The sequence below is a fragment of the Ruegeria sp. CE12 genome, assembly GCF_056537525.1.
Genome location: NZ_JBQFRS010000001.1, coordinates 364483 through 386266, shown reverse-complemented (window position 1 = coordinate 386266; position 21784 = coordinate 364483). Strand labels below are relative to the sequence as shown.

Sequence of the window (21784 nt, the reverse complement as noted above, 5' to 3'; positions counted from 1 at the left end):
CGCCGCCCTTGGTCAATCACTTACGGGGGCGTGTGAGCAGAGTTGCAAGCCCAAGAATGATATCGCCTATGACCCAGATTATCAGAATGAATCCGGTTCCCAGGGTGCCTCCAATAGCAGCGCCAGCCTGATAGGCTTCATCCGTTGTCGAGTTGATAGCTTCACCGATCTGGTTGAAGTAAGAAATGAGCCAGACGATCATCAGAATGTTAAATATTATCAGCAGCCATTTAAAAATTTTTCCGAAGAAACCACGCTTGGGTTTCCTGAGCGGGTGGCCGCAGCTTGGGCAATCAAAGGCTTTGGACGAAATACTGTTATTGCAACTAGGGCAAGTGGTAAGTGTAGCGTTCATCAGAAATCCTTATCCGTTGAGTTCGTGCCAGGCTTTGGCTTGTTGGTCTATGCAGAACTTCAGCATCTGGAAGTCTTCCCCCCATTCGCGTTCACATCCCGCGCGGATATCCTGAGCCACCTCATCTGGTACTCCGGTTGCGCCGCTGGTCACAGCAGCTCGGGCGTCGATCTGTTGGTCAATGCAGAATGCAGTCATTTGGTGATCGGGCGACCAATCGGCTTCACACCGCGCCAGAACGCCTTGCATTGTTTCATCCAGCGTCGGGCGGACCGCCTCGACCTTATCGAAACCTTCCTTTTGCTGTTTCACGCAAAAGGCCTGCATTTGAAAGTCGCCTTGCCATTCGGTTGCGCAGCGTTGTTTGACCGCGTCGACATCGAATGCCAAGGCGCTGGTCGGAAGGGCCACGAGTATCGCAACTATGGTTTTTCGCACAAAAAACCTCATCTGATATGTCTGTTTTTAAATGATTATCACGCGCAGGTTGCAGTAGCGAAAAGAGATTCGCAATGTTCTTTCTTAGGCGGTTCTCTCGGTGACGACAGAGGGCGACGGATGAATGCCGCTCAGTCAATCTCCTTCTCGGCTGCTGCAAGCTATAGCCCATGCGGCCCAGCATACGACAGCCAGCCACGGGCCGCCGAACAGAGTGTCCAGAATGTTGTCTATAGCCTGAAAGATGAGCCTAAGCTCGACAAGGAATTCCATCCCGGCGGTTTCTCCAAGTGGCGGGATGGTCTAGCGCGGCGGGGGTCGAGACCCGCCGCGCATCCGGCGCGGTTAAAGGTGGTTACAGGCTGCGGGGATTCGTTGGGCATTTCCTCTGGCGGTTCCCCCGCTATCCGCGCTGGGCGCAATAACTCACCAAAATGCCGGGAACTCCTTTCCGCTGACCATCACCGGACAGCGATACCAAGATCACGCTGTACGTCAGGACCGGCGCCCTTGCGTTGGGGATTTCATAGACCTGACAAGTGTGATCACCGGGGCCTGTGCGGGGGCCCAAGATCGAGCGGGGCAACGTCCCTGTATCGGTTACCGCAAGCCAATCCAAAGAGCTGTAAATCGAGGCAGAGCACATGAGCCACGCAGCAACCCACTGGTTGGCGGATCTACCGCCAGACACCATGACGCACGGCGAATTTCGGGTACTGTTCCACCTGTGTGATTGCCACAACGTCAGCATGGGCTGTTTTCCCAAGCAGACCTATCTGCGTGAGCATACGGGGCTATCCAATGGCGGGTTAAACAAGGCTTTGGCTTGCTTGGAGGAAAAAGGACTAATCCTGCGAAAACAGGAGCGTGACGAGCGCACCAATCGGCAGAAGCCAACTCACTACATCTTGGGTTTCGAGCTTGAGGAGGAACAAAAGCCGTCTCCACTCAGTGGAGCCGGAAATACAGGGAAAACCGTCTCCACTTCTGAAAAAGCCGTCTCCACTTTTGACCCAGTTCCGTCTCCACTTTCGGAGGGGGTCCGTCTCCACTCTGGTGGAGTCTACATAGATGAACCAGTAAAAGAACCTGTAAAGGAACCTTGTGTGTCGCAAGACGCGTCACACACACAAAAATTCGTTTTTGAGGATTTTGTAGGTCAGTTCGAAACAGCGTATCCGCGCCTCGGCGACGGTCCCGCGACTGAGGCGGCGTTGAAAGCTGCGATCGATGACGGGGCAGATCCCGCTACCATCCTTGCCGGTGCCCGTGCTTATGCCGGGGAACAGAAGGGCAATCGAAAACAGTACATCGCCTATTCTGAAAATTGGCTACGCGATAAGCGCTGGGCGCAGCACACGCCCACGACCACGACCGCTAGTGGCCGGGAACGGATCTTGGAAGCCCACGCCAAGACGATCAAACAAGGCAAGCCTTTCCTCTGCACCAAAATCACCGACCAGACCGCGTGGGAATGCGTTCAGGCGGAACTCGTCACCGTGCAGGAATGCCGCGCAGTGGGGCGTCTGCTATGACCTCGCCGCACTGTGACCACCTCGCCAATGCGCAACGGTTCGGCCAAGTCACCGTCACCGTCGATCTTGATGCCGGAGATTGTGTTATCCGCGCACCTCAGCCGGGGCCGGTAACCACCGTGTCGCGTACTCGGCGTTTTCACAGCCTTGACGAAATCCGGGGAGCCTATCGGGTCCAGGTCGGTTTGGCCGCAACCGACCCGATGGCGAAAGACATCGCCGCAGCCCTGAACTTTGCCGGCCAACGGCTCAAAGAACATCGGGGAGATGCGTGAGCTCATGGAGCGGATGAACGTTGAACAGCTTCGCTTGCTACAGAGCAATACCCCTAAGGAAGACAAGCGCAGGGTGCGCAATGCCCAGCGCGTGATCGTCGATGGCATGACCTTCGACAGCAAGGCCGAATACACTCGCTGGCGCGAACTGGATTTGCTGCAGAGGGCAGGCAAGATCTCGGGACTACGCCGTCAGGTGAAAATCGGCCTGGAAGGGCGAGACGGTCCAATCATGACCGATGGCGGAAAGCGGCAACGCATATGGACTGCCGACTTTGTCTATGTAGACCACGCGCTGGGCGCTCAGGTGATCGAAGACCGCAAAGGCCATGCGACCGATGTGTTCAATCTGAAGAAGGCGATCCTAGCGGCGATGGGTATCGATGTTTTGGTGACCCGATGAAGCAAAACCGTTCTTCAGCCGTGATGCAACAGCGGCAAGAAGCAAGAGACGCTCTGGATGACTTTCCGACACCACCTTGGGCGACAAGGGCGCTGTGTGAGTGGCTGAGCCAGCGCTACAATCTAAATACCATGACGGTGCGAGAACCCTGCGCAAATCGCGGGTATATGGTTGTGCCTTTGAGTGAGTATTTCGGCAAAGTAGAAGCTTCAGATGTGCATGATTACGGGGCAGGGTTCCCGGTGAATGATTACCTGTTCGGACCAGAGCCGAAAATAGTCGAGTTCACAATTAAGAACGCGCCTTTTCGGCTGGCTCAGCAGTTTATCGAACGGGCATTAAGAACCTCGTCAATTGGCGTCGCCTCTATTGTTCGGTCGGCTTTCTTGGAAGGCCAAAACCGTTATCTTAATCTATTCTCGAAGCAACCTCCCAGCGACATACTGCAATTCACTGAGCGGGTTGTGATGCACAAAGGAAAAGTTACTGATAATGGCAGCTCAGCGACCGCTTATTCTTGGCTCTTCTGGGATGGCGCTGCTTTGCTTCCCTCGATTCAGCCCAGCCCACCCAAATTTCATTGGATAGCGCCTTGCCGAAAAGATCTGGAAAGACCGGGCGACTACGACCCTAGGGGTGACCATGTCGACTGATCTTGCGCCGCCACTGCCCGAAAGCGTTTCCGAAATCGCTGAGGTCATCGGGCGCGATCAGGCGCTGCACCTGATCGGCTCGTTGCCGCAATCAGGTTCCAGAGCGTGGCGGGTGTGTGTCTACGTGCCCAAACGTTTGCAGACGGTCGATCACCCCTTAGTTCGCATACTGGGTTGGAAGGATGCCAACCGTTTGGTTGACGCCTTTGCCGGTCTGATCCTGCAGCCTTCGAATTGTCGTTTCCTCGTTCGTGCTGCTCGCAATCGAAGAATTCGAGAAATGGCTGTTGAAGGCTACTCGGTCAGAGAGATCGCCCATGGCGTGGATCTGTCGATTGATCGGGTTCGCGAGATCTTAAAATAGCTTCAATAGGAACTGAAGTAGGCTTTCCAAACGCGATAGCACAACTGTAGTCGTCTCGGCACTTACGGCCATTGCGGTTCCAACACCGCCAGCAATTGTCGTAGTAATCCCAGCTACCCATTTTGCCGCCTGCGTCAGTGACTTCTTAAGCCAAGAGTTCTTCTTCTTCTTTTGCTCCGGCAGGAAGTCGTCTTGCGAATTGGCTTCTTGGATATCAGAAGCAATTTCTTTCAGTGAGCGAGTGACGCTGATGTCTGCGATTTCCTTAAACTCAAAGCTATCTGCTACTTGTTCAAGCTCCGAACTCACCTTCTCGGCAAAATTTTCATCCTCAGGTAGATGAGCCTCTGGTGTATGACCAATGGCCTCGTGTGATGTAGGTGGGGCCTGAACTGGTCGAAGCAATGGTTCCATCTCTCGATGCCTGGCTAAGATCCTATCCAGATCATCAACTACTCCTTCATTCCATGAGTTCTTAGCATCTTCTCGAGCCATCATCGACGCGATGGATGAGATGGCGTCGTCTGGTTCGTACCAACTGGTTGGCCCTCTTCTTAAAGTTAGCTCATATCGATGAAGTCGACGCACAAGCTGATCTGTATCGAAATTGCGGCCGTGAGTTACGACTTCCTCAATCGTATTTGCTATGAGGCTTAGCTGAGCGCTTGTTCTTTGATGTAAATCTTCTGCATGTGGCCTTTCCGGGAGTGCACCGAGCGGTTTGTCACCTACCGTCAGTTTACCGTCTTTAAATTGAAACCCGGTGGAATTAGACTGCTCCAACTGCGAGACAATCGATTGGTAATCTGTCTGACCCAATTTAGAGTCAACTGCTTTCAAGAGCGCTCTTGCTGCCAGCGAGTCTTCTTCCAGATCGGAATGGTTCAACACAACATGCGAGACATCAGCGAACTCCTGAGCAACAAAGGCGCGATCCATCGAAACGGGAATTAGCTTGCCGTTTTGCTTGGCATTCAAGGCGACATAGAGCAACGGAACCGTCTCTAATGCACGTGGGTTCATTACCATGATCTTTAGACTGTCAGCCAAATCCTTGGACTCGATCAAACCGGATCTACTAACATCGGAAATTACTAAGTGCGTAACATCGTAGCCCGCGTTCGACACATAACTTGAGATCTTCTGACCTATTTCACGGTCAACTGCGTTCGTAACTACGGTTAACTGGGGCGCGAACGTCTTAGTCTTGCTGTTATCTGACGTTCTCGGATCTACGGGTTCGTCATCGAATATCTTTGCCCATTGGATTGGTCGCTGCCAGCCTTCCGGTAAGATCGTTCTTGAATCACCAAACGCGAACATTAGGTCTGATTGCTTCAAACCAATCACTCTGCTCAAGTCTGTTAGCATGTGTAATTCGCTGTCGATATCGATAATGTCGGTTGAAAAATCCGTTCCCGTGAGTTCGCAATCACCGAGTATAGTACTGAATAGCAAAGCTGCTTGTAACGAGGCACCCGTGAATGAGGCGCCGGTACAATCTGCATTTGATAGATCAGCAGCCCTCAGATTCGCACTATGAAGCTTGGCGTTTACAAGGAGCGAGTTCTCTAGTTCAGCTTCTTCAAGATTTGAGTTTCGTAATATTGCTTCTGTAAGGTCCGAATTGTCGAGCATTGCAGCGGTAAGCACCGCATTTTCTAGGTTTGCTTTCCTAAAAGAGCCACCGCGTAAATCCGAACTTGATAGGTCAGTGTACGACAAATCTGCGCCGTCAAAGATACCGCGGCTTAAGTCGCACCCAGCTAAAAACAGTCCACTTAAGTCTGAGCCGGAGAAGTCAGGTATGAAGTTTGGGTCTTGTTGGCGTCGGTACTCCTGCCATTCCGCGCTTCCTTTTCGAAGGACTGCTAGAGCATTATCGAGATTACTTTTGTCGGTCATCACAATGTCGGTTTTGAAGAGTTCTCAAGAATCAATATTATTATTGAATAATAGTGTGTTAAGCCGATTTTACGAGAGCGGTTTTCATACGTTTCTAGAACCGTTGCCGAGTGTCGAGATTCGAACTGCGTGAGTTTTTCAATTGGTTGATTGTAGATCCACGTGATTTACCAACCGTTAACCATCAGTTTGCCATTGTGCTCGATGCATAGACAAACAACGGGTTCGGACATGACAAGCCAGATACTGAGCCAACTAAAGAGCGCGATAAGCGGGAAGAAGAGAAAGCATGACACATCGGGTAGAACCTCTAGGACATCTGGCTTCTCAGAGGATGCTTTAAAGGGACTAAGAGATCTGGAGGCGAGAACACCTCCTCCAAATGCAGTAGTCGAACCGGCATACTCACCTGGCTATGTTAATCGAGATCGCCTTTCACCGAAGAATGCGGCTGGAGGTGGCTTGGTAAAGGGGGACGATGGGGCAAAGCGTCCGCACTATTGGGGGCACCGCGAACGGCTGAGGCAGCGCTTCATAAAAGGCGGTCACGAACCAATGCCTGAGTATGAGCTTCTTGAGCTTCTTTTGTTCAATGCCATCCCAAGAATTGACGTAAAACCGCTGGCCAAACGATTGCTGGCAGAGTTTGGTGACCTGAATGGGGTTGTCGCGGCGTCAAAGCACCGGTTGCTCCAAGTTGATGGTGCCAATGACTGGGTGTTTTATCATCTAAAGGTGATCGAGGCGTTTGGTCACCGTATGGCACAAGCGAAACTTGTTGAGCGCGATGTTGTTTCCTCTTGGGATTCTCTAGTGACATACTGTCGTACAGCAATGGCACATCGCGAGGTCGAGCAGTTTCGGGTGTTATATCTTGATCGGAAGAACGTTTTGATTGCTGACGAAGAACAGGCACGAGGCACTGTCGACCATGTGCCAGTGTATCCAAGAGAAATTGTTAAGAGGAGCCTGGAACTCAATGCAAGCTCGCTCATCTTGGTGCACAATCACCCGTCAGGTGACCCTACGCCGAGCCAAGCAGATATTGTAATGACTGAACGCATTAGAGAAGCTTGCGACACTATGGGGGTCCTCATCCACGATCATGTGATTATAGGAAAGAAAGAAGAATACTCTTTTGGTGCGAATGGTTATCTACAACGTTCCTGAACATTTGGGCATCGTACTTGAATATGGCCAATTACAATTGAAGCGATTTTGACTTGAAATACACTGTTTGCCTCATTGCTTTTGTCTCTGCTTCAGCTGCGTATGCCGGCAGCATTCATGTGCGCGATGCCGACACGATTGTAGTTGATGGAACGCCCGTACGCCTGCATGGAGTCGATGCACCCGAACTTGGCACCCAATCAGGTCAGAGCGCCAAACGCTGGATGGTCAACTACCTGCGGGGCAAGAACGTAACCTGTGATTTGAACGGAGATCGGACTCACGATCGTTGGGTCGGGGTTTGCTACGCTGATGGCCAGGATATCGGCGCCGCCGTTATCGCCGCGGGCCACGCGCTGGACTGTGCCAAATATTCGGGCGGTCGCTACAAGAGCTTGGAAACCCCCGCCGCTAAATCTAGAATCAAGAGAGCAAGGTATTGCTAAGCTAAGTAACTACAATCCAAACTTTGACTGCTGCCTAAAAACTCCCTCACTTAGGAAGCTTCCGAAAATAGTGAGTGGACACTAGTCATGGATGCAAAGGCATAAAACCGTAACTGATCTAGGCGGACTTATCCTATGAGTATTCTATCCCCTTTGATAAATCTGGCTATTTAGGAATATCTGTCGGTGTTGTCTGATGATAACAACTCAACCATTATTTGAGTTTCAACAGCCACGTAAATAAGAATTGGGCTGTATAACCCTGGGGGTCAAATGAGTGCTGAAGCATCGTCAAACCGCGATATCCGAACTTGGGCAGATTGGGAAGCGGCTAAAGATAATGAGATTTGTACAGAGGCTGAAAAGAAACTTGTAGACGCTTGTCTCGCAGGGCAGGATTGCTCGGTTGGAGATGGTACAATTCCCGATGCACCCTCGCCTAAGAATCAGATCGGGTCCGATCTACTACGGTACTTGATCAAGGGGGGGTGCGATGCTTGTGCCTTCCACGAGTGGGGTATCAATCTTTCGGGCGCCTATGTCAAAGGGCAGCTTGATCTTCGGTTGATCAGAGCCGCTGGAGTTACTGGATTGCGTTATTGCAATTTCGAGAACTCAATCAACGCCATGAATGCAAAGCTGGAAGTGTTGAACTTGCACGGTAGCCGCTGCACCGGTCTTTACGCACAAGGAGCTGAAGTAACGGGCGACGTATTTCTCCGAAACGGTTTCTTGTCGGTCGCAGAGGTCAATCTCTGTGGTGCGGTGATTGGCGGTCAGCTTTCTTGCTCGGGCGGTAGATTTGAGAACGCTAAGGACACAGCTTTCAATGCGCAGAACGTCGGAGTGAAGGGCAGCTTAATTCTAGGAAATGGATTTGTCGCGAATGGAGGGGTCGATCTTTGCGGTGCTGTAATCGGCGGTCAGCTTAACTGTGAAGGTGGTAGATTCGAGAACACTAAGGATATTGCGCTCAATGCGCAGAATGTCGAAGTAGAGGACAACGTAATCCTTGCAAATGGCTTTTCTGCTAACGGTGCGGTCAATTTTTCTGGAGCGGTGATCGGTGGTCAGCTTTCCTGCAGAGGCGGGAGATTTGAGGATGCTAAGCAGATCGCACTAAATGCCCAGGGTGCTGAATTGAAGGGCAGCGTAATTCTGTCAGAGGGATTTTCGGCGATCGGAGAGGTTAGTCTCTCTGGAGCGGTGATCGGCGGTCAGCTTTTCTGTAAAGGTGGGAGATTTGAGAATCCTAAACAGGTTGCGCTCAGCGCACGTAGTGCTGAAATAAAACGTGATGTTTTTCTTGTGGGTGGATTCTCAGCGAACGGTTCGGTCAGTTTTTCTGGAGCGGTGATCGGCGGTCAACTTTCCTGTAATGGCGGGAGATTTGAGAATACTCGGGAGATCGCGCTTGACGCAGCGAATGTCGTTGTGAGCGGGGACGTATTTCTCGTTAACGGATTTGTGGCGAACGGTGAGGTTGGTTTTCCTGATGCAGTGATCGGCGGTCAGCTTTCCTGCAGTGGAGGTAGGTTTGAGAATAATGAGCAGATCGCGCTAAACGCACAAGGTGCTGAGGTGAAGGGCAGCGTGTTTCTCGTGAGGGGGTTTTCAGCGAACGGGGGGGTGAGTTTTTCTGGAGCGGTGATCGGTGGTCAGTTTTCCTGCAGTGGCGGAAGGTTTGAAAATGCCGAGAAGATCGCACTCAACGCGCAGAACATCGAAGTTAAAGGTGGCGTATTTCTTGTCGACGGATTTTCGGCGAACGGCAGGGTCAGCCTTTCTAACGCAGTGATCGGCGGTCAGCTTGCTTGCAGTGGAGGTAGTTTCGAAAACAAAAGCGGCGAAGCTCTAGAGGTTCAAGGCTCACAAATGTCGGAGTTTTTTTGGATTAATGTAAAGCAGTTTAGCGGAAATCTTGCCCTCTCTGGCGCAATAGCAAGGAACTTGACGGACGATGCCAATAGCTGGGATTTGGTCCACCGCTCATTTTTGGATGGTTTCACTTATCAAACAATCCACGGTCCGCTTGACGCGGAAATGAGGCTTGAATGGCTTAGATCCGCTTGTACTATCGACGGTGACTTTAGTCCGCAACCCTATGAACAGCTCGCTTGGGTCTTGAAGCGGATGGGACTGCGTGAGCAACGGTTGATTATACATGTCGAAAAGGAAAGACGACAACGCAGATCTGCGCGGAATAGTTTGCGTAGTCGGCGCCGGTTTGCCAGCGCAGTTTCTCGCTTCAGCAAATTCCGAAACGATGCCGACCTTGAAACGATCCAACAACAACACAAGAATATGGATGTTAAAAATAAGGCCTATGCCCATCTTCTGTTAGAACGGCACAAACTACTTCATTTGTCTTGGTCAACCCACACGAATAAAAGAGAAGTTCATCCCAGTGAGATTGCTCGCGCCCAAACCGGGTTTCGTGAGCAAATATTCTGGGAAAATGGGATGGTAAGGAGCACGATCGCCTGGCTACACATTAAGGACCGCTTGGCGCGGTATTTGGTTGGTTACGGGTATCGTCCATTTAATTTTATCTGGGCGTTGTTTCTTTTGATTGGCCTTGGTTGGTTCGTGGCGTATCAGGCTTACGAGCGAGGTGATTTCGCTCCAAATTCTGCTGTTATCTTATCGACTGAAGATTGGCAGATGTTAGCTGAGGGCAACAACGTCAACCCTGCTAAAGTTTGGTCATCGGCAACCGGTAAGGGGCGAGACTATGAAACGTTTCAAAGTTTTGCTTACGCTGTAGATGTCGTGATCCCTATTGTTTCTTTAGGGCAGGAGGCTGCCTGGGCCCCCTCTACTAACCGTGGTTATTGGGGCCAGCTTCTTTGGTGGTTGCGTTGGGTCTTGATCATAGCCGGATGGATTGTCACCGCAGTGGGCGCAGCAGCAATTACTGGGATGATCAGGCGTGAGTAACGGCTATCAACTGGTTGCTTAAGTTACGTTGATGAAGTCAGTTCCACTAGTTTTGTTTTCTTTTTTAGCGGTTCTGATCCCAGTGCGATTGTGGTTTCGTAGGAGCATTTTTGCAGGGGAGAATCTCTTCTGTTGCCGCGAAAGTATAGAAGAGCCTGTTAAGCTGAGTTCAAAAGCAAAAATGTTGTGCTTAGCTCCGATGACGGCATTCAGTATCAGTCAGAAACATGTTCCAATGTTCAGATTGCGCTGGCTGCTAGAGTTAACAAATCCAGCTTCTGTACAAAGCTGTCCTTAGAGGGAAACGTTGTCGCATTTGCAGAGAAGTGTGCGTGCTGCCTAGGGGAGCTAGATTTACGGGAAACGCCAGAGGAATGATGCTCTCGATCGAGATTTATTGAGATTAACTAGTCTCAATGGGCCTCAATATGACCAGCAAGAACTATGACGCCTGCATTGCAAATGTGCTGAAATGGGAAGGCGGCTATGTTGACCATCTCAAAGATCCCGGCGGTGCCACCAACTACGGTATCACGCACAAAACGCTTGCAGATTTTCGCAGCCGTTCGGTCACCAAGGCTGATGTAAAGGCGCTGACTAAGAAAGAGGCGAGCCGGATCTACCGGCTGCGCTACTGGAACAAGGTCAAAGGTGATGAGCTACCGCAGGGGCTGGATCTCGTCGCGCTTGACGGCGGCGTGAACTCAGGGCCGTCGCGCGGTGCTAAGTGGCTGCAGAAGGGGCTGGGCGTTGCCGCTGATGGTAAGATTGGCCCGAAGACCCTAACCGCCGCATTGAATAGCCTCGATACTGTGTCGGTAATCCAAAAGGCTTGTGCAGTTCGCATAGGCTTCCTGCGCAAGCTGCGCACGTGGTCGACCTTTGGGCGGGGCTGGGCGCGTCGTGTCGCCGATACTGAAGCCGTGGCAGTGGCAATGGCAACCAATTCTCCCGATCGCGTAAAGGCAGAGGCCGACAAGGCTCAGAGTGTCCGTTCGACGCAAGCCAAGGTCGCGACCGCGACAACGGCGAGCGGCGGGGGCTCGCTATTGGTGGATCTGCCTGAGTGGGCGCTGTGGTCCGCCATCGGTGTTTTGGCCGTCTGCACTCTGATCCTTGCCCTGAATGCCGCGCAACACGCGCGCCGGGCCGCTGCTTATCGTGAAAAGTTGGAGGAAATGACCAATGGCTAAACCGTGGTTTTTGTCTAAGACCCTTTGGTTCAATTTCATCATGGCGCTGGTGACGTTTGCTGTCGAAATGATGCCTTTGCTCGATCACCTTGTCGCTTTGGGTTTGCCCGCTGATTACGAGGCAATCGCGCGCACGGTGCTGACGGTCACAATACTGGTGGGCAACGCTATCCTGCGCGTGGTCACGAATAAACCGTTGGCGTCGCGATGAGTGGCATTCTGGCCTTTCTAGTGCGTTTGGGTTTTGGCGGCATTGTCGACAAAGCAATTGGTCATTTGGAGCTCTGGGCCAATATGGAAAACGACAAAGAGCGCCTGAAGACCCAGACGACGATCGAACTCGCGCGACAAGCAGTGGCCGAGGCTAAGATCATGGCTGATTACAACAAGGGCAAGCTGCGCTTTCCATGGTTCTGGGTGTTCGCTGGTATGTTTCTCGTGCCGCTCGCGCTGTGGTGGTCGGCAGTCATTATCGACAGCATTCCCTACCTGCGTGACGTGTTTGGTGATCAACAAGTTTCGGACCTGCCTACACCTCAGATGCAGCAATGGGCAGGCAACATGATCCAATGGCTGTTCTTTGTCGGGTCGGGCGTTGGGGCATGGAAGGCACTGAGGCGATGAAAGCGGGTCCTTCCGGCGGGGGTAAGGCCTGTGGGTGGGTAACGGCGCAAAAAACTATTTGTGCGAGGGCCCGGGAAACGTGTCCTACTACTATTACTTGAGGTAGCAGCTTGGCTAACAATGTCGGTCGCGGGCGGAATCTGAACCGAGCGGAAATGGCTGATTACTGCGGAATCGCCATGACCACGCTCGACGATTGGGTACGGCGTGGGTGCCCATTTGTGGAACGAGGTTCGCGAGGTAAGAAATGGGTTTTCAATTCTGCTGAGGTACTGACTTGGCGAGAGAGTGACATAAGATCCGAAGCCGATGGCATCGAGTTTGCCAGCGAAAAAGAACTTCGTCGCCGAAAACTCTTAGCCGAGATTGAAACAGTAGAGCTTGCTTTGGCCGAGGCTAAAGGACTTGTGGCACCCATCGAACAACTGGAGCGCGCGCTGGCCAAGGCGTTTGGTGAGGTTCGTGCCAACATGCGCAACGTACTGCCACCGCGAGCGGCCAGCCGAATAGTCGGCGTCAAGAGCGAAACCAAAATCAAGACGGTGTTGCTGGAAGAAATCGACCTGGCCCTCGAAGCTCTGGCCGATGGAGATCTGATCTCTGAATCGGATCTCGATATCGACGACGACGAATACGGCGAGGAAGACGATTGAATGCGCGCGCTGATTTTTCAAACGCGGCCTCGATCGTTCATGCAACCCGCAGCGCCCAGCGTTTTCTAAGGCCACCGCCGAAACTCTCACCGTCAGAGTGGGCCGAGAAGAACGTCAAAATTCCTGTTGGCAATGCGATCCCGGGTCTGATCCGGTTCGAGAATGCCCCGTATCAGCGCGAGCCGCTGGACATGATGGCGGATCCGGAGTGCCACCGGATCACGCTCAAGTGGGGCGCGCAGGTTGGCAAAACCTTGGTGGCATTGTGCGGGCAGGGGTATTTCATCGCCCACGATCCTTGCTCGCAAATCATGATGCAGCCCAGCCAAGGGGATCTGTCGACATGGCTTGAAACCAAGTTCAATCCCATGGTCGAGGCCAACGAGGCTTTGCGGGATGCCATCGCGAAACCGCGCGGCCGTGATGGGGTCAATAACCAGCGCATGAAATCTTATCCCGGCGGCTTCATGATGTTCTCTTGGTCGGGATCTCCGAAGACGATGCGCGGCCGGTCTGCACCAAAGATCGTTTGTGATGAGGTCGACGGGTACGATCGAACCAATGAGGGGCACCCGGTTGAGCTGCTATCCCAGCGCGCGGCCACGTTTGGCGATCAACGCCTCGTGGCCGAGATCAGTACACCGACGATCAAAGGCGCAAGCCGTATCGATACCTCGTTTGAAGAGGGTGACCAGCGTCGCTTTCATGTGGCATGTCCGCATTGTGGGGAACACCAGCACCTCAAATGGTCCGGTGTTCGATGGGATAAGGACGACGACGGCGAACATTTACCCGAGACGGCATATTACCAATGCGAGGCGTCGGGTTGTGTCATCACCGACGAAGAGCGCAAGGCAGCAATCCGATCGGCCGAGGCAGACGGGGCAGGGTGGAAGGCCGAAAAGCAGTTTCGCGGTCATGCGTCATACCATCTGAACGAACTCTATTCGTGTTTCCGGAAGCTGAAAGACATTGTTCAATCCTTCCTCGACAAAAAGGCGGCCAATGACCTGCAGACGTTTGTTAACGTCTCGCTCGCAGAGGTTTGGGTCGAAGAGGCCGACGAGGTAGAGGCCGACGCACTGATTGCCCATGCGGTCAAGTACCCGGCTCAGGTTCCGGCTGACGTGGGTGTTTTGACGGCTGGCGTCGACATGCAAACCGACCGTCTTGAGGTCGAGGTCGTTGGCTGGGGCTTGGGCGAATGCAGTTGGAACATTGACTATCAGGTGTTCTGGGGAGATCCGACCCAATCCGAAGTTTGGGACGAACTCTTTGACTATTTGAACCAAACATTCACGCATGAAAGCGGAGCCGAGATGCGGATCCGCGCGACTTGTGTCGATACCGGCGGCAACAAAGGCCTGACGCAAAGCGCCTATGAGCAATTGGCGGGCAAACATCGCGGCCGGATCTTTGCCATCAAAGGCAAGGGGGGATGGGATCGACCGATTGTATCCGCGCCAACCGTGCGCAAATCGCCGAAAAAGGGGCGGCCGGTAAAGCTGTTTACGGTCGGCACGGATGAGGGAAAGCTCTTGGTGCAGCGTAGACTAACCCTTGAGACCGGGCCGGGTTCTTGCCTGTTCAGCGACGAGCGAGATGTCGAGTATTTCGAGCAGATGACGGCCGAGCGGCTGGTCACGAAACTTATCCGGGGTTTTGCAGTTCGCGAATGGCATAAAACCCGTGATCGAAACGAGGCGCTCGACTGCCGAGTTTATGCCTATGCTGCCCTCAAAATCGAAAAACCGAACATCAAACTGATGCTAAAGCGGTTGAAGCCTGCAGCGACATCAGAGCCGACCCACTCGCCAACCAAGGATAAGGGGGAACCGCCAGAGGAACCAAAGAGCAAACGCCGCAAGACTAGGCGTCGAAGCTCGCGCGCTGCATTGAACCGGCGGCGAGCCCGACGATCGTAAGGCTTGCAGGCGGGTAAACCATTGCTGAAACAATTTCCGAGTTGCATTCGGGCGGGGTTGAGCCTTCGGGCAATTATCACCTCGGCCGACTATCCGGCACCAGATTGGACAGTCAAAGCGCATTTGCGCGGGGCGACATCGATCAACCTGACAGCTACAGGGGACGGTGACGCACACACGTTTTCTGCAACGGGTGCAACAACCGCAAGTTATCAGCCAGGCAGATACGTTGCGACCATTCGCGCGACCAAGGGCGATGACGTGTTTGAGATTGAAGCCGGTGAAATCCAAATCACCGCTGATGTCGCTGCCTTAGATGATGGTCACGATCCTCGCGCTCATGCTGAAAAGGTGTTGGCTGCGATCGAGGCTGTTCTCGAAAAGCGCGCAACCAAGGATCAGGAATCCTACACCATCAACGGCCGGTCGCTGACCCGAACAAGCATCGCCGATCTGATGGAACTCCGCAAAACCTACAGGGCAGAGGTTGCAAGGCTAAAAGGCAACGGCCGCCACAAGAAACTTGTGCGCCGTAAAGTAAGGGTATCGTTCTGATGGCCTGGCCCTTTCCAAAGCGTAGTGTCGAACAACCCACCAAAGAGGTGGTTGTTTCTCAATCGTCCATTCCAAAGGTCAGCCGCCGCGCCATGTCCCGGCCGATTCGCATGGCTCGATCCTATGATGCCGGCGAAACCGATCGCCTGACCGCGAGTTGGACCACAACGCCGCTAACAGCGGATCAGGTGATTGACCGCAATCAACGGATACTTGTTGCGCGGTCCCGCGAGCAGGCGGCCAAGAACGACTATCTGAGAAACTACCTGCGCCTTTGTGAGCAGAACATTGTAGGTCATCGCGGCGTTGTTCTGCAGGCGCAGGCAAAAGACCAAGACGGCAGTCTCGATCGGTTGGCGAATGAGGCGCTTGAGACGTGGTGGAAACAATGGGGCCGCGCTGAGAATTGCGACATCAAAGGCCGTCGCAGTTTCCGCATGTTGTGCAAGTCGGCTGTTCGCACGGCGGCCAAAGATGGCGAGTTCATGTTTCGCGAGATCCGGGGCAAGGCTTCGCCGATGGGGTATGCGCTGCAGACGATAGATCCGCAGCGCTGCCCGGTCGATTACAACATCGATCGCCTGCCGGACGGCCGGTTTGTGCGTCAAGGTATCGAGTTCTCGCGCGAGGGTCGGGCTCTCAACTACTTCTTCATGACAGATGACCCGGGCAACAACGCCTACACGTTCAACGGCCGCAATCTGGAACCTGTGCCAGCCGATGAGATCATTCACGGGTTTCTCGAAGAGATCGAGGGCCAGCGACGGGGCATTCCTTGGGCTGCAACATCGCTCTGGCGGTTGAACCAGCTATCAGGGTTCGAAAAAGCGGCATTGGTCAATGCTCGAACGGGTGCAAGTGTCGGCGGGTTTCTTGAGTGGGAGAAAGACGAAGGCCCGGAACCCGACGACGATATCGAAGATGAAGAGTTGATCATCGAGGCCGAGGGCGGGGTGTTCCAAGAGCTGCCCCCGGGATTGAAGCATAAGGCGTTTGACTCGCGTTATCCCAGCGGTGAGTTCGGGCCATTCCATAAGGCCATGCTGCGCGGTGCTGGCGCTGGCATGGGCGTTGCCTATGTCAGCCTGGCTAACGATCTCGAAGGGGTGAATTTCAGCTCAATCCGCCAAGGCGTGATCGATGAGCGCGAACACTGGATGGATCTGCAAGAGTGGCTGATCGAGATCCTGATTGACCGCGTCTACCAGCGCGCGCTTGAACGGGCGCTCTTGCTGGGGCTGGTCAAAATGGAAAACATCCGGCTGAAACCCGAGCGCATTGCCAAATATCGAAATGTGTTCTGGCAGGCGCGGCGCTGGGCGTGGGTTGATCCTCAAAAAGACATCAATGCCGAAGTCACAGCCAAAGACAATTTGCTGACCGCGCCCTCTGAGATCATCCGGAAACAAGGCCGAGATCCCGAGACCGTCTGGCGAACTGTCGCAGCGGACATTGCATCGATGCGGGCGGCCAAGATCCCTGACGAGTTTATTTTTGCCGCGCTGGGTAAAGCCTTGGGTGCAAAGACACCAACACCCAAAAAGGAGACCCCCGATGAAGGGAACGAGTAAATCAACGACCCTGCTGGTTGCGGGGTCCATTAGTGCGGCCGCGCTGATTGGGCAGCCTCTGACGCGATCGATCACAGCCGAGCAAATCAACAGCAATCGCGAACATGGCCCGTTACGCCGCACGGCGGAAGTGCGCAGCATCGACGAAGTGGCGCGTACGATCGAGGTGGCGTTCAGTTCAGAGACGCCCGTCGCGCGGTGGTTTGGCGACGAAATTCTCGACCATTCATCCGGGGCAGTGCTGACCGAGCGGCTGGAAAATGGCGCGGCCGTTCTCTGGAACCACGACCACAACGTTCAAATCGGGGTGGTTGAGAGCGCGCGTATCGACGGGGATCGCATTGGCCGCGCCGTGCTGCGCTTTGGTCGCTCGGCACGGGCCGAGGAAATCTGGAACGACATCGTCGACGGCGTGATCCGACATGTTTCTGTCGGCTATTTCGTCAAGGCCGTCAAAACCGAAGAGCGCGAAGGCGAGACGGACAAGGTCACCATTACCGAATGGGAGCCCTACGAGATCTCGCTCGTCAGCATTCCGGCCGACCCCAACGTCGGCGTCGGTCGGTCGTTGGGGGAACCGCCAGAGGAACCCGAAATCGAGCGGGGCAATACTGACGCTCAAACAGATGCCAACGAAACAGAAGGATCGGGCAATATGGAACGAACTCTACGGCACAACGGCGCCTTGGTCCGCGCTCGCGTTGACGAAAACGGAAATGTACTTGAGGTGCTTGAAGTGCTGGAAAGTGCTGATGCCACTCGTGTACTGGTTCAGGAAGGGGCGCAGGCCGAACAACAGCGCACCGCTGATCTGCTGGAATTGGGCGAGCAGTACTCTGCACAACGGCTGGCCGCCGAAGCAATCCGCGGGGGCACCAGTGTGGATGAGTTTACTCGTTCGCTGTTGGACCATGTCAGCAACGGTAACGACAACAACAGCCGCAGCAATCAGCCGCTTGATGATGATGGCGGGCAGATTGGCCTGACAGCAGCCGAAGCCGATCGGTTCTCGTTCACCCGGGCGTTGCGCGCTTTGGCAAACCCGACTGACCGGACACTGCGCGAAGCGGCTGCATTCGAGTTCGACGCCAGCCGCGCGGCTGCTCAGGCTCTGGGTCGAGACGCGCAAGGTATCATGGTGCCAATGGACGTTCTGCAGCGGGCGTTGAACATCAACACCGATGGCGCATCCCCGGGCAATACCGGCGGTCTGGCGATCGGCACAACCCTGATGGCACAGAGCTTCATTGAAATGCTGCGCAACCGTTCGGTGTTCTTGGCTCTGGCAACCCCGTTGGGTGGCCTGCAAGGCAACTATGACCTGATTGGGCAAGCGGGCGGTGCATCCGGCTATTGGCTTGATGATGATGAAGACGCGGGCGAGGGCAACCAAGATCTGCGCGACATCAACATGTCACCGAAAACCGTGGGTGCCTTCTCGGAAATCACCCGTTCGGCACTACGCCAAACGTCGATCGATACCGAGGCCATGGTACGTCGTGATCTTGCTTCCGCTCTTGGCCTGACGATCGACAAGGCCGGGTATTATGGCGATGGGGTAAAAAAGCCTCGCGGTCTGAAGAACCTGAACGGTCTCAACGCCGTGGTCTTTGCGGGCGCGCAGCCCACGTACAAAGAGTTGGTGCAGATGGAAAGCGAGATTGCCTCGGACAATGCCGATGTCGAAAGCATGGCCTACTGCGCGAACGCGAAATTCCGTGGCCACTGTAAGACCACCGAAAAGTTCGCGGGTTCCAACGGTGCGCCGATCTGGGAAAAAGGCAATCAGGTCAATGGCTACCGCGCCGAGATCACCAATCAGGTTGATCAGGGCGACGTGTTCCATGGCAACTTTGCCGACGCCGTTGTCGGTGCCTGGGGCGGTCTGGATCTCACGGTCGATCCGTACACCCATAGCCGCAAGGGCCGCTTGCGCATCGTTGCTTTCCAAGACGTGGATATCGTTTTCCGCCGCGTCGAAAGCTTCTGCTACGGCGCACCAGCGGGCGCATAACGCACCTATCAGCAGGCAGCCAATCGGCTGCCTGAACCTCTCACAAAAACTTGGGGCCTGACATGTCAGCAAACAAAGTTAACGTTAAGATCACCTCGGCCGTTGTGGTCGCCGGTGAAATCATCCGCCCGGGACAGGGTGAAGATTCAATCGTCGAAGTCTTGGAAACCGAAGCCAAGAACTTGTTGAACCGGGGGAAGGCTGAACTGCTTACCTCGGATGATGACGACGAAAAACCTCTGTCCGAATATACCGTTCCCGATCTGAAAGCCCTCGCAAAAGACTACAAGATCAAGGGCGCAGCCAACTTGTCGAAAGACGACCTGATCGCTGCCATCGAGGCGGTCGAGAACGAGTAAGGCCATGCCTCATCCCGATTGGGAAGATCTCTCCGACTTTTTCGACCCCGACGAGTTCGCGACAAAGGCGATCATCACCCGGGACGGCGGATTAGTCGGGAAGATCTTTGGCGTTTTTGATGAACCGAGCCAAATCGCATCGCTTGGCGAGTATGAGCATGATCATCAGATGCCGGTATTTACATGCCCAGAGGTTAGCGCAGAGCCGGTCAGGGCGGACGATGTCGCCGAGATCGAGGGTAAGACCTACGACGTTATGAAATCGCCCCAGCTCGACGGCACGGGGCTGGCAAAACTGATCCTCGCCGAGCAGAACGTGTTCTACAATGCTGGGGTTTGATTTCGATGATCATCGGCTTGAAGAGGTTGCGGCCGAATATGACGCGACACCGAAACAGCTCGACATGTCGCGGAATCGCGCCGTGAAACGCACGGCCGGAACGATCCGCCGGCTGTCATCCAAGGGGCTGCAAACCGAGCTGGGGCTCAAAAACGCCAAGGCGCTGCGCCGCCGGATCAAAGAGTTCAGGGTTGGCAAGGGGCGAAACAGCCTCAAGATCTGGTTCGGCGCGAATGATCTGCCGTTATCTGCCTTCAAAGGGCGGCCCAGAAAAGTGGCCGGGGGCATCAGGTTCGGCGACACGATGATCCACGGTGCATTTCTGACAAAGGTCAACGGTCGGCGTGGCGTGTACCAGCGCACCGGAACCGGGGCCTATCCAATAATCGAGGCGACTTTGCCGGTGTCTGACAGGATGATGATCTATCTCGAAGACGAGGTTTTTATCGATGTCGACAACATCTTTTTTAAACATTTCGTGGCCGAGATTAAGGCCCGTACCTTGTTGGGGGTAGGTGATGCCTGACGCGATAGATCTGGGCGAGGCCCTCGACACCGTTGTCGAGACCATCAAGGGCAAATTCAATACGTTCAAAACGGTGGCCGCTGAGGATGAGCGACGCGACCGGCTGGAGCTTCCTGCAATCTTGGTGCAGATCTCCGAGCTGGAACCGCTGCCTGATGCAGATCCGCACACGGGACAGTTTCCCTGTCTGGTGCGCCTTGAGGCGCGTATCGTGATGGGGCATCGCACCCCAAAAATACGCCGAGAAGTGGTGAAGGCGGCCGGGGCATTGTCCGTCGCTATCCACAACAACCGGCTGGGCGTTGCGTGGGGCGCTGCAACCGTCCTTGCCGTTGAACCTGACGAGTTTGCCCCGAAGGCCGACCAGTTCGATATTTGGCGCGTTGAATGGGCGCATGAGGCCTGCATTGGTGCCAGCTACTTTGTCGACGATGGGGTCACCCCAGCACAAGTTCTGACCTCGTGGGCGCCGGATATCGGCGCGGGAAACGAGGATGACTATCGCCCAGAGGATCTCTGATGTCACAATTGGCGTTATCGCAGGCTTTACAGTTGATCGAGCGTCTGATCGTGGTTTCGACAGTGGTCGCCCTCGATCGTGGCAATGCCCGTGCCAAAGTGGATTGGGGCAACGGCGCGCATAGTGATTGGCTGCCAATTGCTCAGCTTGGATCGGAATCGCTGAAATTCTGGATACCACCAGAGCCAGGCACTCAGGTGATAGTTCTGTCACCCGGCGGTGATACGACCCGGGGCATTATCCTGCCCGGGCCGTTTTCGAGTGCGCCACCGGCTGGCAATTTCGAGGGTGATGTGTCGGGCAAAGGGAACGTTGCAGTGTCAAACGGGGACGTCACTGTCGATGGCGGCGACGTGATCGCTGATGAGGTAAGCCTTGGGAACCATATTCATGGCGGTGTTGCAATAGGGCCAGCAGACACGGGCGCACCGAAGAAATAGCCGGATGGGATGTCCTTCTTCAATCCGAATAAAACAGGAAAAGGCAGCCAAACCAGCCTTAGCTGTAAGTAATAAATTCAACCGCTTAGGTGCAAATTGTCAGCGAAACCATGTGCAATCGAACTCTATTAGCGAGGCCCAATGTGGACATTTGGAAGCGCCAAAAAAAACCATTGCTGAGTTCTAACTTACACCAAGAATGGCGATAGGTACGGCCACACAGCGCTAGAAATTGTGTTGATTGCAATACCCAATACTATACCACCAACAAGCTGCCATTTAGTCAGCTTGCTTTTTAGTCGTTCCCACCAATCATAGGTTCGCAGCCACCGTAGCCCTTTCTCGGTTAAAAAGTATGCTCCGGGCCTAACCTGCTTTGCTGCACCAGCAACAAATGACAGATGATCGACCAAACCAGTCTCGACTAAGACGTCCAGGATTCTTTCAGCATCTTGGTCGTTTTGACCTGATGATATCTCGCTCTGAGGTTTTCCTGCGTGTATCCTCTTCAAAATTGGTCTGAGTACCTCGACGTCTATTAGTATTCTCGGCTTTAAACTATCGTTCTGGTTCATGAAAA

The 21784-nt window shown here is 53.9% G+C and carries 25 protein-coding genes; 21 read left to right on the top strand and 4 right to left on the bottom strand.

Annotated features, from left to right (window positions below; all coding sequences use genetic code 11):
• Positions 1-16: 16 nt before the first annotated feature.
• Positions 17-202, bottom strand: a complete 186-nt coding sequence (locus tag ACR0IO_RS01885) for a hypothetical protein (protein ID WP_480739040.1) — start codon at positions 200-202, stop codon at positions 17-19.
• Positions 203-364: 162 nt separating this feature from the next.
• Entirely contained in the window at positions 365-793 is a 429-nt protein-coding gene (locus ACR0IO_RS01880) for a hypothetical protein (protein WP_480739036.1), read from the bottom strand.
• Positions 794-1437: 644 nt separating this feature from the next.
• Here ACR0IO_RS01880 and ACR0IO_RS01875 point away from each other — a divergent pair.
• The 5 genes from ACR0IO_RS01875 to ACR0IO_RS01855 are packed head-to-tail and all read left to right on the top strand — an operon-like array spanning position 1438 to position 4023.
• Positions 1438-2328 (top strand): helix-turn-helix domain-containing protein, encoded by an 891-nt coding sequence (locus tag ACR0IO_RS01875; protein WP_480739034.1) that lies wholly within the window; start codon positions 1438-1440, stop codon positions 2326-2328.
• Positions 2325-2603 carry a hypothetical protein gene (locus tag ACR0IO_RS01870; RefSeq protein ID WP_480739032.1) on the top strand — a complete coding sequence of 93 codons (279 nt, stop codon included), beginning with the start codon at positions 2325-2327 and terminating at the stop codon, positions 2601-2603. Before ACR0IO_RS01875 ends, ACR0IO_RS01870 begins: the two co-directional genes overlap by 4 nt.
• On the top strand, positions 2596-3006 hold the full coding sequence (locus ACR0IO_RS01865; RefSeq protein WP_480739029.1) for a DUF1064 domain-containing protein: 411 nt from the start codon (positions 2596-2598) through the stop codon (positions 3004-3006). The genes ACR0IO_RS01870 and ACR0IO_RS01865 overlap by 8 nt, the downstream gene beginning before the upstream one ends.
• Positions 3003-3659: a hypothetical protein gene (locus ACR0IO_RS01860; protein ID WP_480739026.1), complete on the top strand. Its 657-nt coding sequence runs from the start codon at positions 3003-3005 to the stop codon at positions 3657-3659. Before ACR0IO_RS01865 ends, ACR0IO_RS01860 begins: the two co-directional genes overlap by 4 nt.
• Complete coding sequence (locus ACR0IO_RS01855; protein ID WP_480739024.1) at positions 3649-4023, top strand: hypothetical protein; 375 nt, start codon at positions 3649-3651, stop codon at positions 4021-4023. Before ACR0IO_RS01860 ends, ACR0IO_RS01855 begins: the two co-directional genes overlap by 11 nt.
• On the opposite strand, the gene ACR0IO_RS01850 is transcribed toward ACR0IO_RS01855, so the two are convergent.
• Positions 4015-5928, bottom strand: coding sequence for a pentapeptide repeat-containing protein (locus tag ACR0IO_RS01850; RefSeq protein ID WP_480739022.1), 1914 nt, complete (start codon positions 5926-5928; stop codon positions 4015-4017). The genes ACR0IO_RS01855 and ACR0IO_RS01850 overlap by 9 nt on opposite strands.
• A 231-nt stretch (positions 5929-6159) precedes the next feature.
• Here ACR0IO_RS01850 and radC point away from each other — a divergent pair, with 231 nt between their 5' ends.
• The 16 genes from radC to ACR0IO_RS01770 all read left to right on the top strand — a co-directional run bounded on the left by radC (position 6160) and on the right by ACR0IO_RS01770 (position 21204).
• Entirely contained in the window at positions 6160-7098 is a 939-nt protein-coding gene (gene radC / locus ACR0IO_RS01845) for a RadC family protein (protein ID WP_480739780.1), read from the top strand.
• A gap of 53 nt (positions 7099-7151) precedes the next feature.
• Entirely contained in the window at positions 7152-7544 is a 393-nt protein-coding gene (locus tag ACR0IO_RS01840; protein ID WP_480739019.1) for a thermonuclease family protein, read from the top strand.
• A gap of 273 nt (positions 7545-7817) precedes the next feature.
• Positions 7818-10484 (top strand): hypothetical protein, encoded by a 2667-nt coding sequence (locus ACR0IO_RS01835; RefSeq protein ID WP_480739017.1) that lies wholly within the window; start codon positions 7818-7820, stop codon positions 10482-10484.
• A 428-nt stretch (positions 10485-10912) separates the two neighbouring features.
• Entirely contained in the window at positions 10913-11677 is a 765-nt protein-coding gene (locus ACR0IO_RS01830; protein WP_480739015.1) for a glycoside hydrolase family 108 protein, read from the top strand.
• Positions 11670-11888: a hypothetical protein gene (locus ACR0IO_RS01825; RefSeq protein WP_480739012.1), complete on the top strand. Its 219-nt coding sequence runs from the start codon at positions 11670-11672 to the stop codon at positions 11886-11888. Before ACR0IO_RS01830 ends, ACR0IO_RS01825 begins: the two co-directional genes overlap by 8 nt.
• Entirely contained in the window at positions 11885-12301 is a 417-nt protein-coding gene (locus tag ACR0IO_RS01820) for a hypothetical protein (RefSeq protein ID WP_480739010.1), read from the top strand. The genes ACR0IO_RS01825 and ACR0IO_RS01820 overlap by 4 nt, the downstream gene beginning before the upstream one ends.
• A 155-nt stretch (positions 12302-12456) precedes the next feature.
• Entirely contained in the window at positions 12457-12954 is a 498-nt protein-coding gene (locus tag ACR0IO_RS01815) for a terminase small subunit (protein ID WP_480739008.1), read from the top strand.
• Positions 12951-14879 (top strand): phage terminase large subunit family protein, encoded by a 1929-nt coding sequence (locus ACR0IO_RS01810; protein WP_480739006.1) that lies wholly within the window; start codon positions 12951-12953, stop codon positions 14877-14879. Before ACR0IO_RS01815 ends, ACR0IO_RS01810 begins: the two co-directional genes overlap by 4 nt.
• Before the next feature lie 57 nt (positions 14880-14936).
• Complete coding sequence (locus tag ACR0IO_RS01805) at positions 14937-15434, top strand: hypothetical protein (protein ID WP_480739004.1); 498 nt, start codon at positions 14937-14939, stop codon at positions 15432-15434.
• Positions 15434-17005: a phage portal protein gene (locus tag ACR0IO_RS01800; RefSeq protein ID WP_480739001.1), complete on the top strand. Its 1572-nt coding sequence runs from the start codon at positions 15434-15436 to the stop codon at positions 17003-17005. The genes ACR0IO_RS01805 and ACR0IO_RS01800 overlap by 1 nt, the downstream gene beginning before the upstream one ends.
• The gene (locus ACR0IO_RS01795) at positions 16989-19019 is read left to right on the top strand and encodes a phage major capsid protein (RefSeq protein ID WP_480738999.1); all 2031 of its coding nucleotides are present in this window, start codon (positions 16989-16991) and stop codon (positions 19017-19019) included. Before ACR0IO_RS01800 ends, ACR0IO_RS01795 begins: the two co-directional genes overlap by 17 nt.
• Positions 19020-19081: 62 nt before the next feature.
• On the top strand, positions 19082-19378 hold the full coding sequence (locus ACR0IO_RS01790) for a Rho termination factor N-terminal domain-containing protein (RefSeq protein WP_480738997.1): 297 nt from the start codon (positions 19082-19084) through the stop codon (positions 19376-19378).
• A gap of 4 nt (positions 19379-19382) precedes the next feature.
• Positions 19383-19718, top strand: a complete 336-nt coding sequence (locus tag ACR0IO_RS01785) for a head-tail joining protein (RefSeq protein WP_480738995.1) — start codon at positions 19383-19385, stop codon at positions 19716-19718.
• Positions 19705-20244, top strand: coding sequence for a phage tail protein (locus tag ACR0IO_RS01780; RefSeq protein WP_480738992.1), 540 nt, complete (start codon positions 19705-19707; stop codon positions 20242-20244). The genes ACR0IO_RS01785 and ACR0IO_RS01780 overlap by 14 nt, the downstream gene beginning before the upstream one ends.
• Positions 20237-20764 carry a hypothetical protein gene (locus ACR0IO_RS01775; RefSeq protein ID WP_480738989.1) on the top strand — a complete coding sequence of 176 codons (528 nt, stop codon included), beginning with the start codon at positions 20237-20239 and terminating at the stop codon, positions 20762-20764. The genes ACR0IO_RS01780 and ACR0IO_RS01775 overlap by 8 nt, the downstream gene beginning before the upstream one ends.
• A complete protein-coding gene (locus ACR0IO_RS01770; protein ID WP_480738987.1) occupies positions 20764-21204 on the top strand; it encodes a phage baseplate assembly protein V in 441 nt (146 codons plus the stop codon). Before ACR0IO_RS01775 ends, ACR0IO_RS01770 begins: the two co-directional genes overlap by 1 nt.
• Positions 21205-21392: 188 nt before the next feature.
• Here ACR0IO_RS01770 and ACR0IO_RS01765 read toward each other — a convergent pair whose 3' ends face one another.
• Entirely contained in the window at positions 21393-21779 is a 387-nt protein-coding gene (locus ACR0IO_RS01765) for a hypothetical protein (protein WP_480738984.1), read from the bottom strand.
• Positions 21780-21784 lie beyond the last annotated feature (5 nt).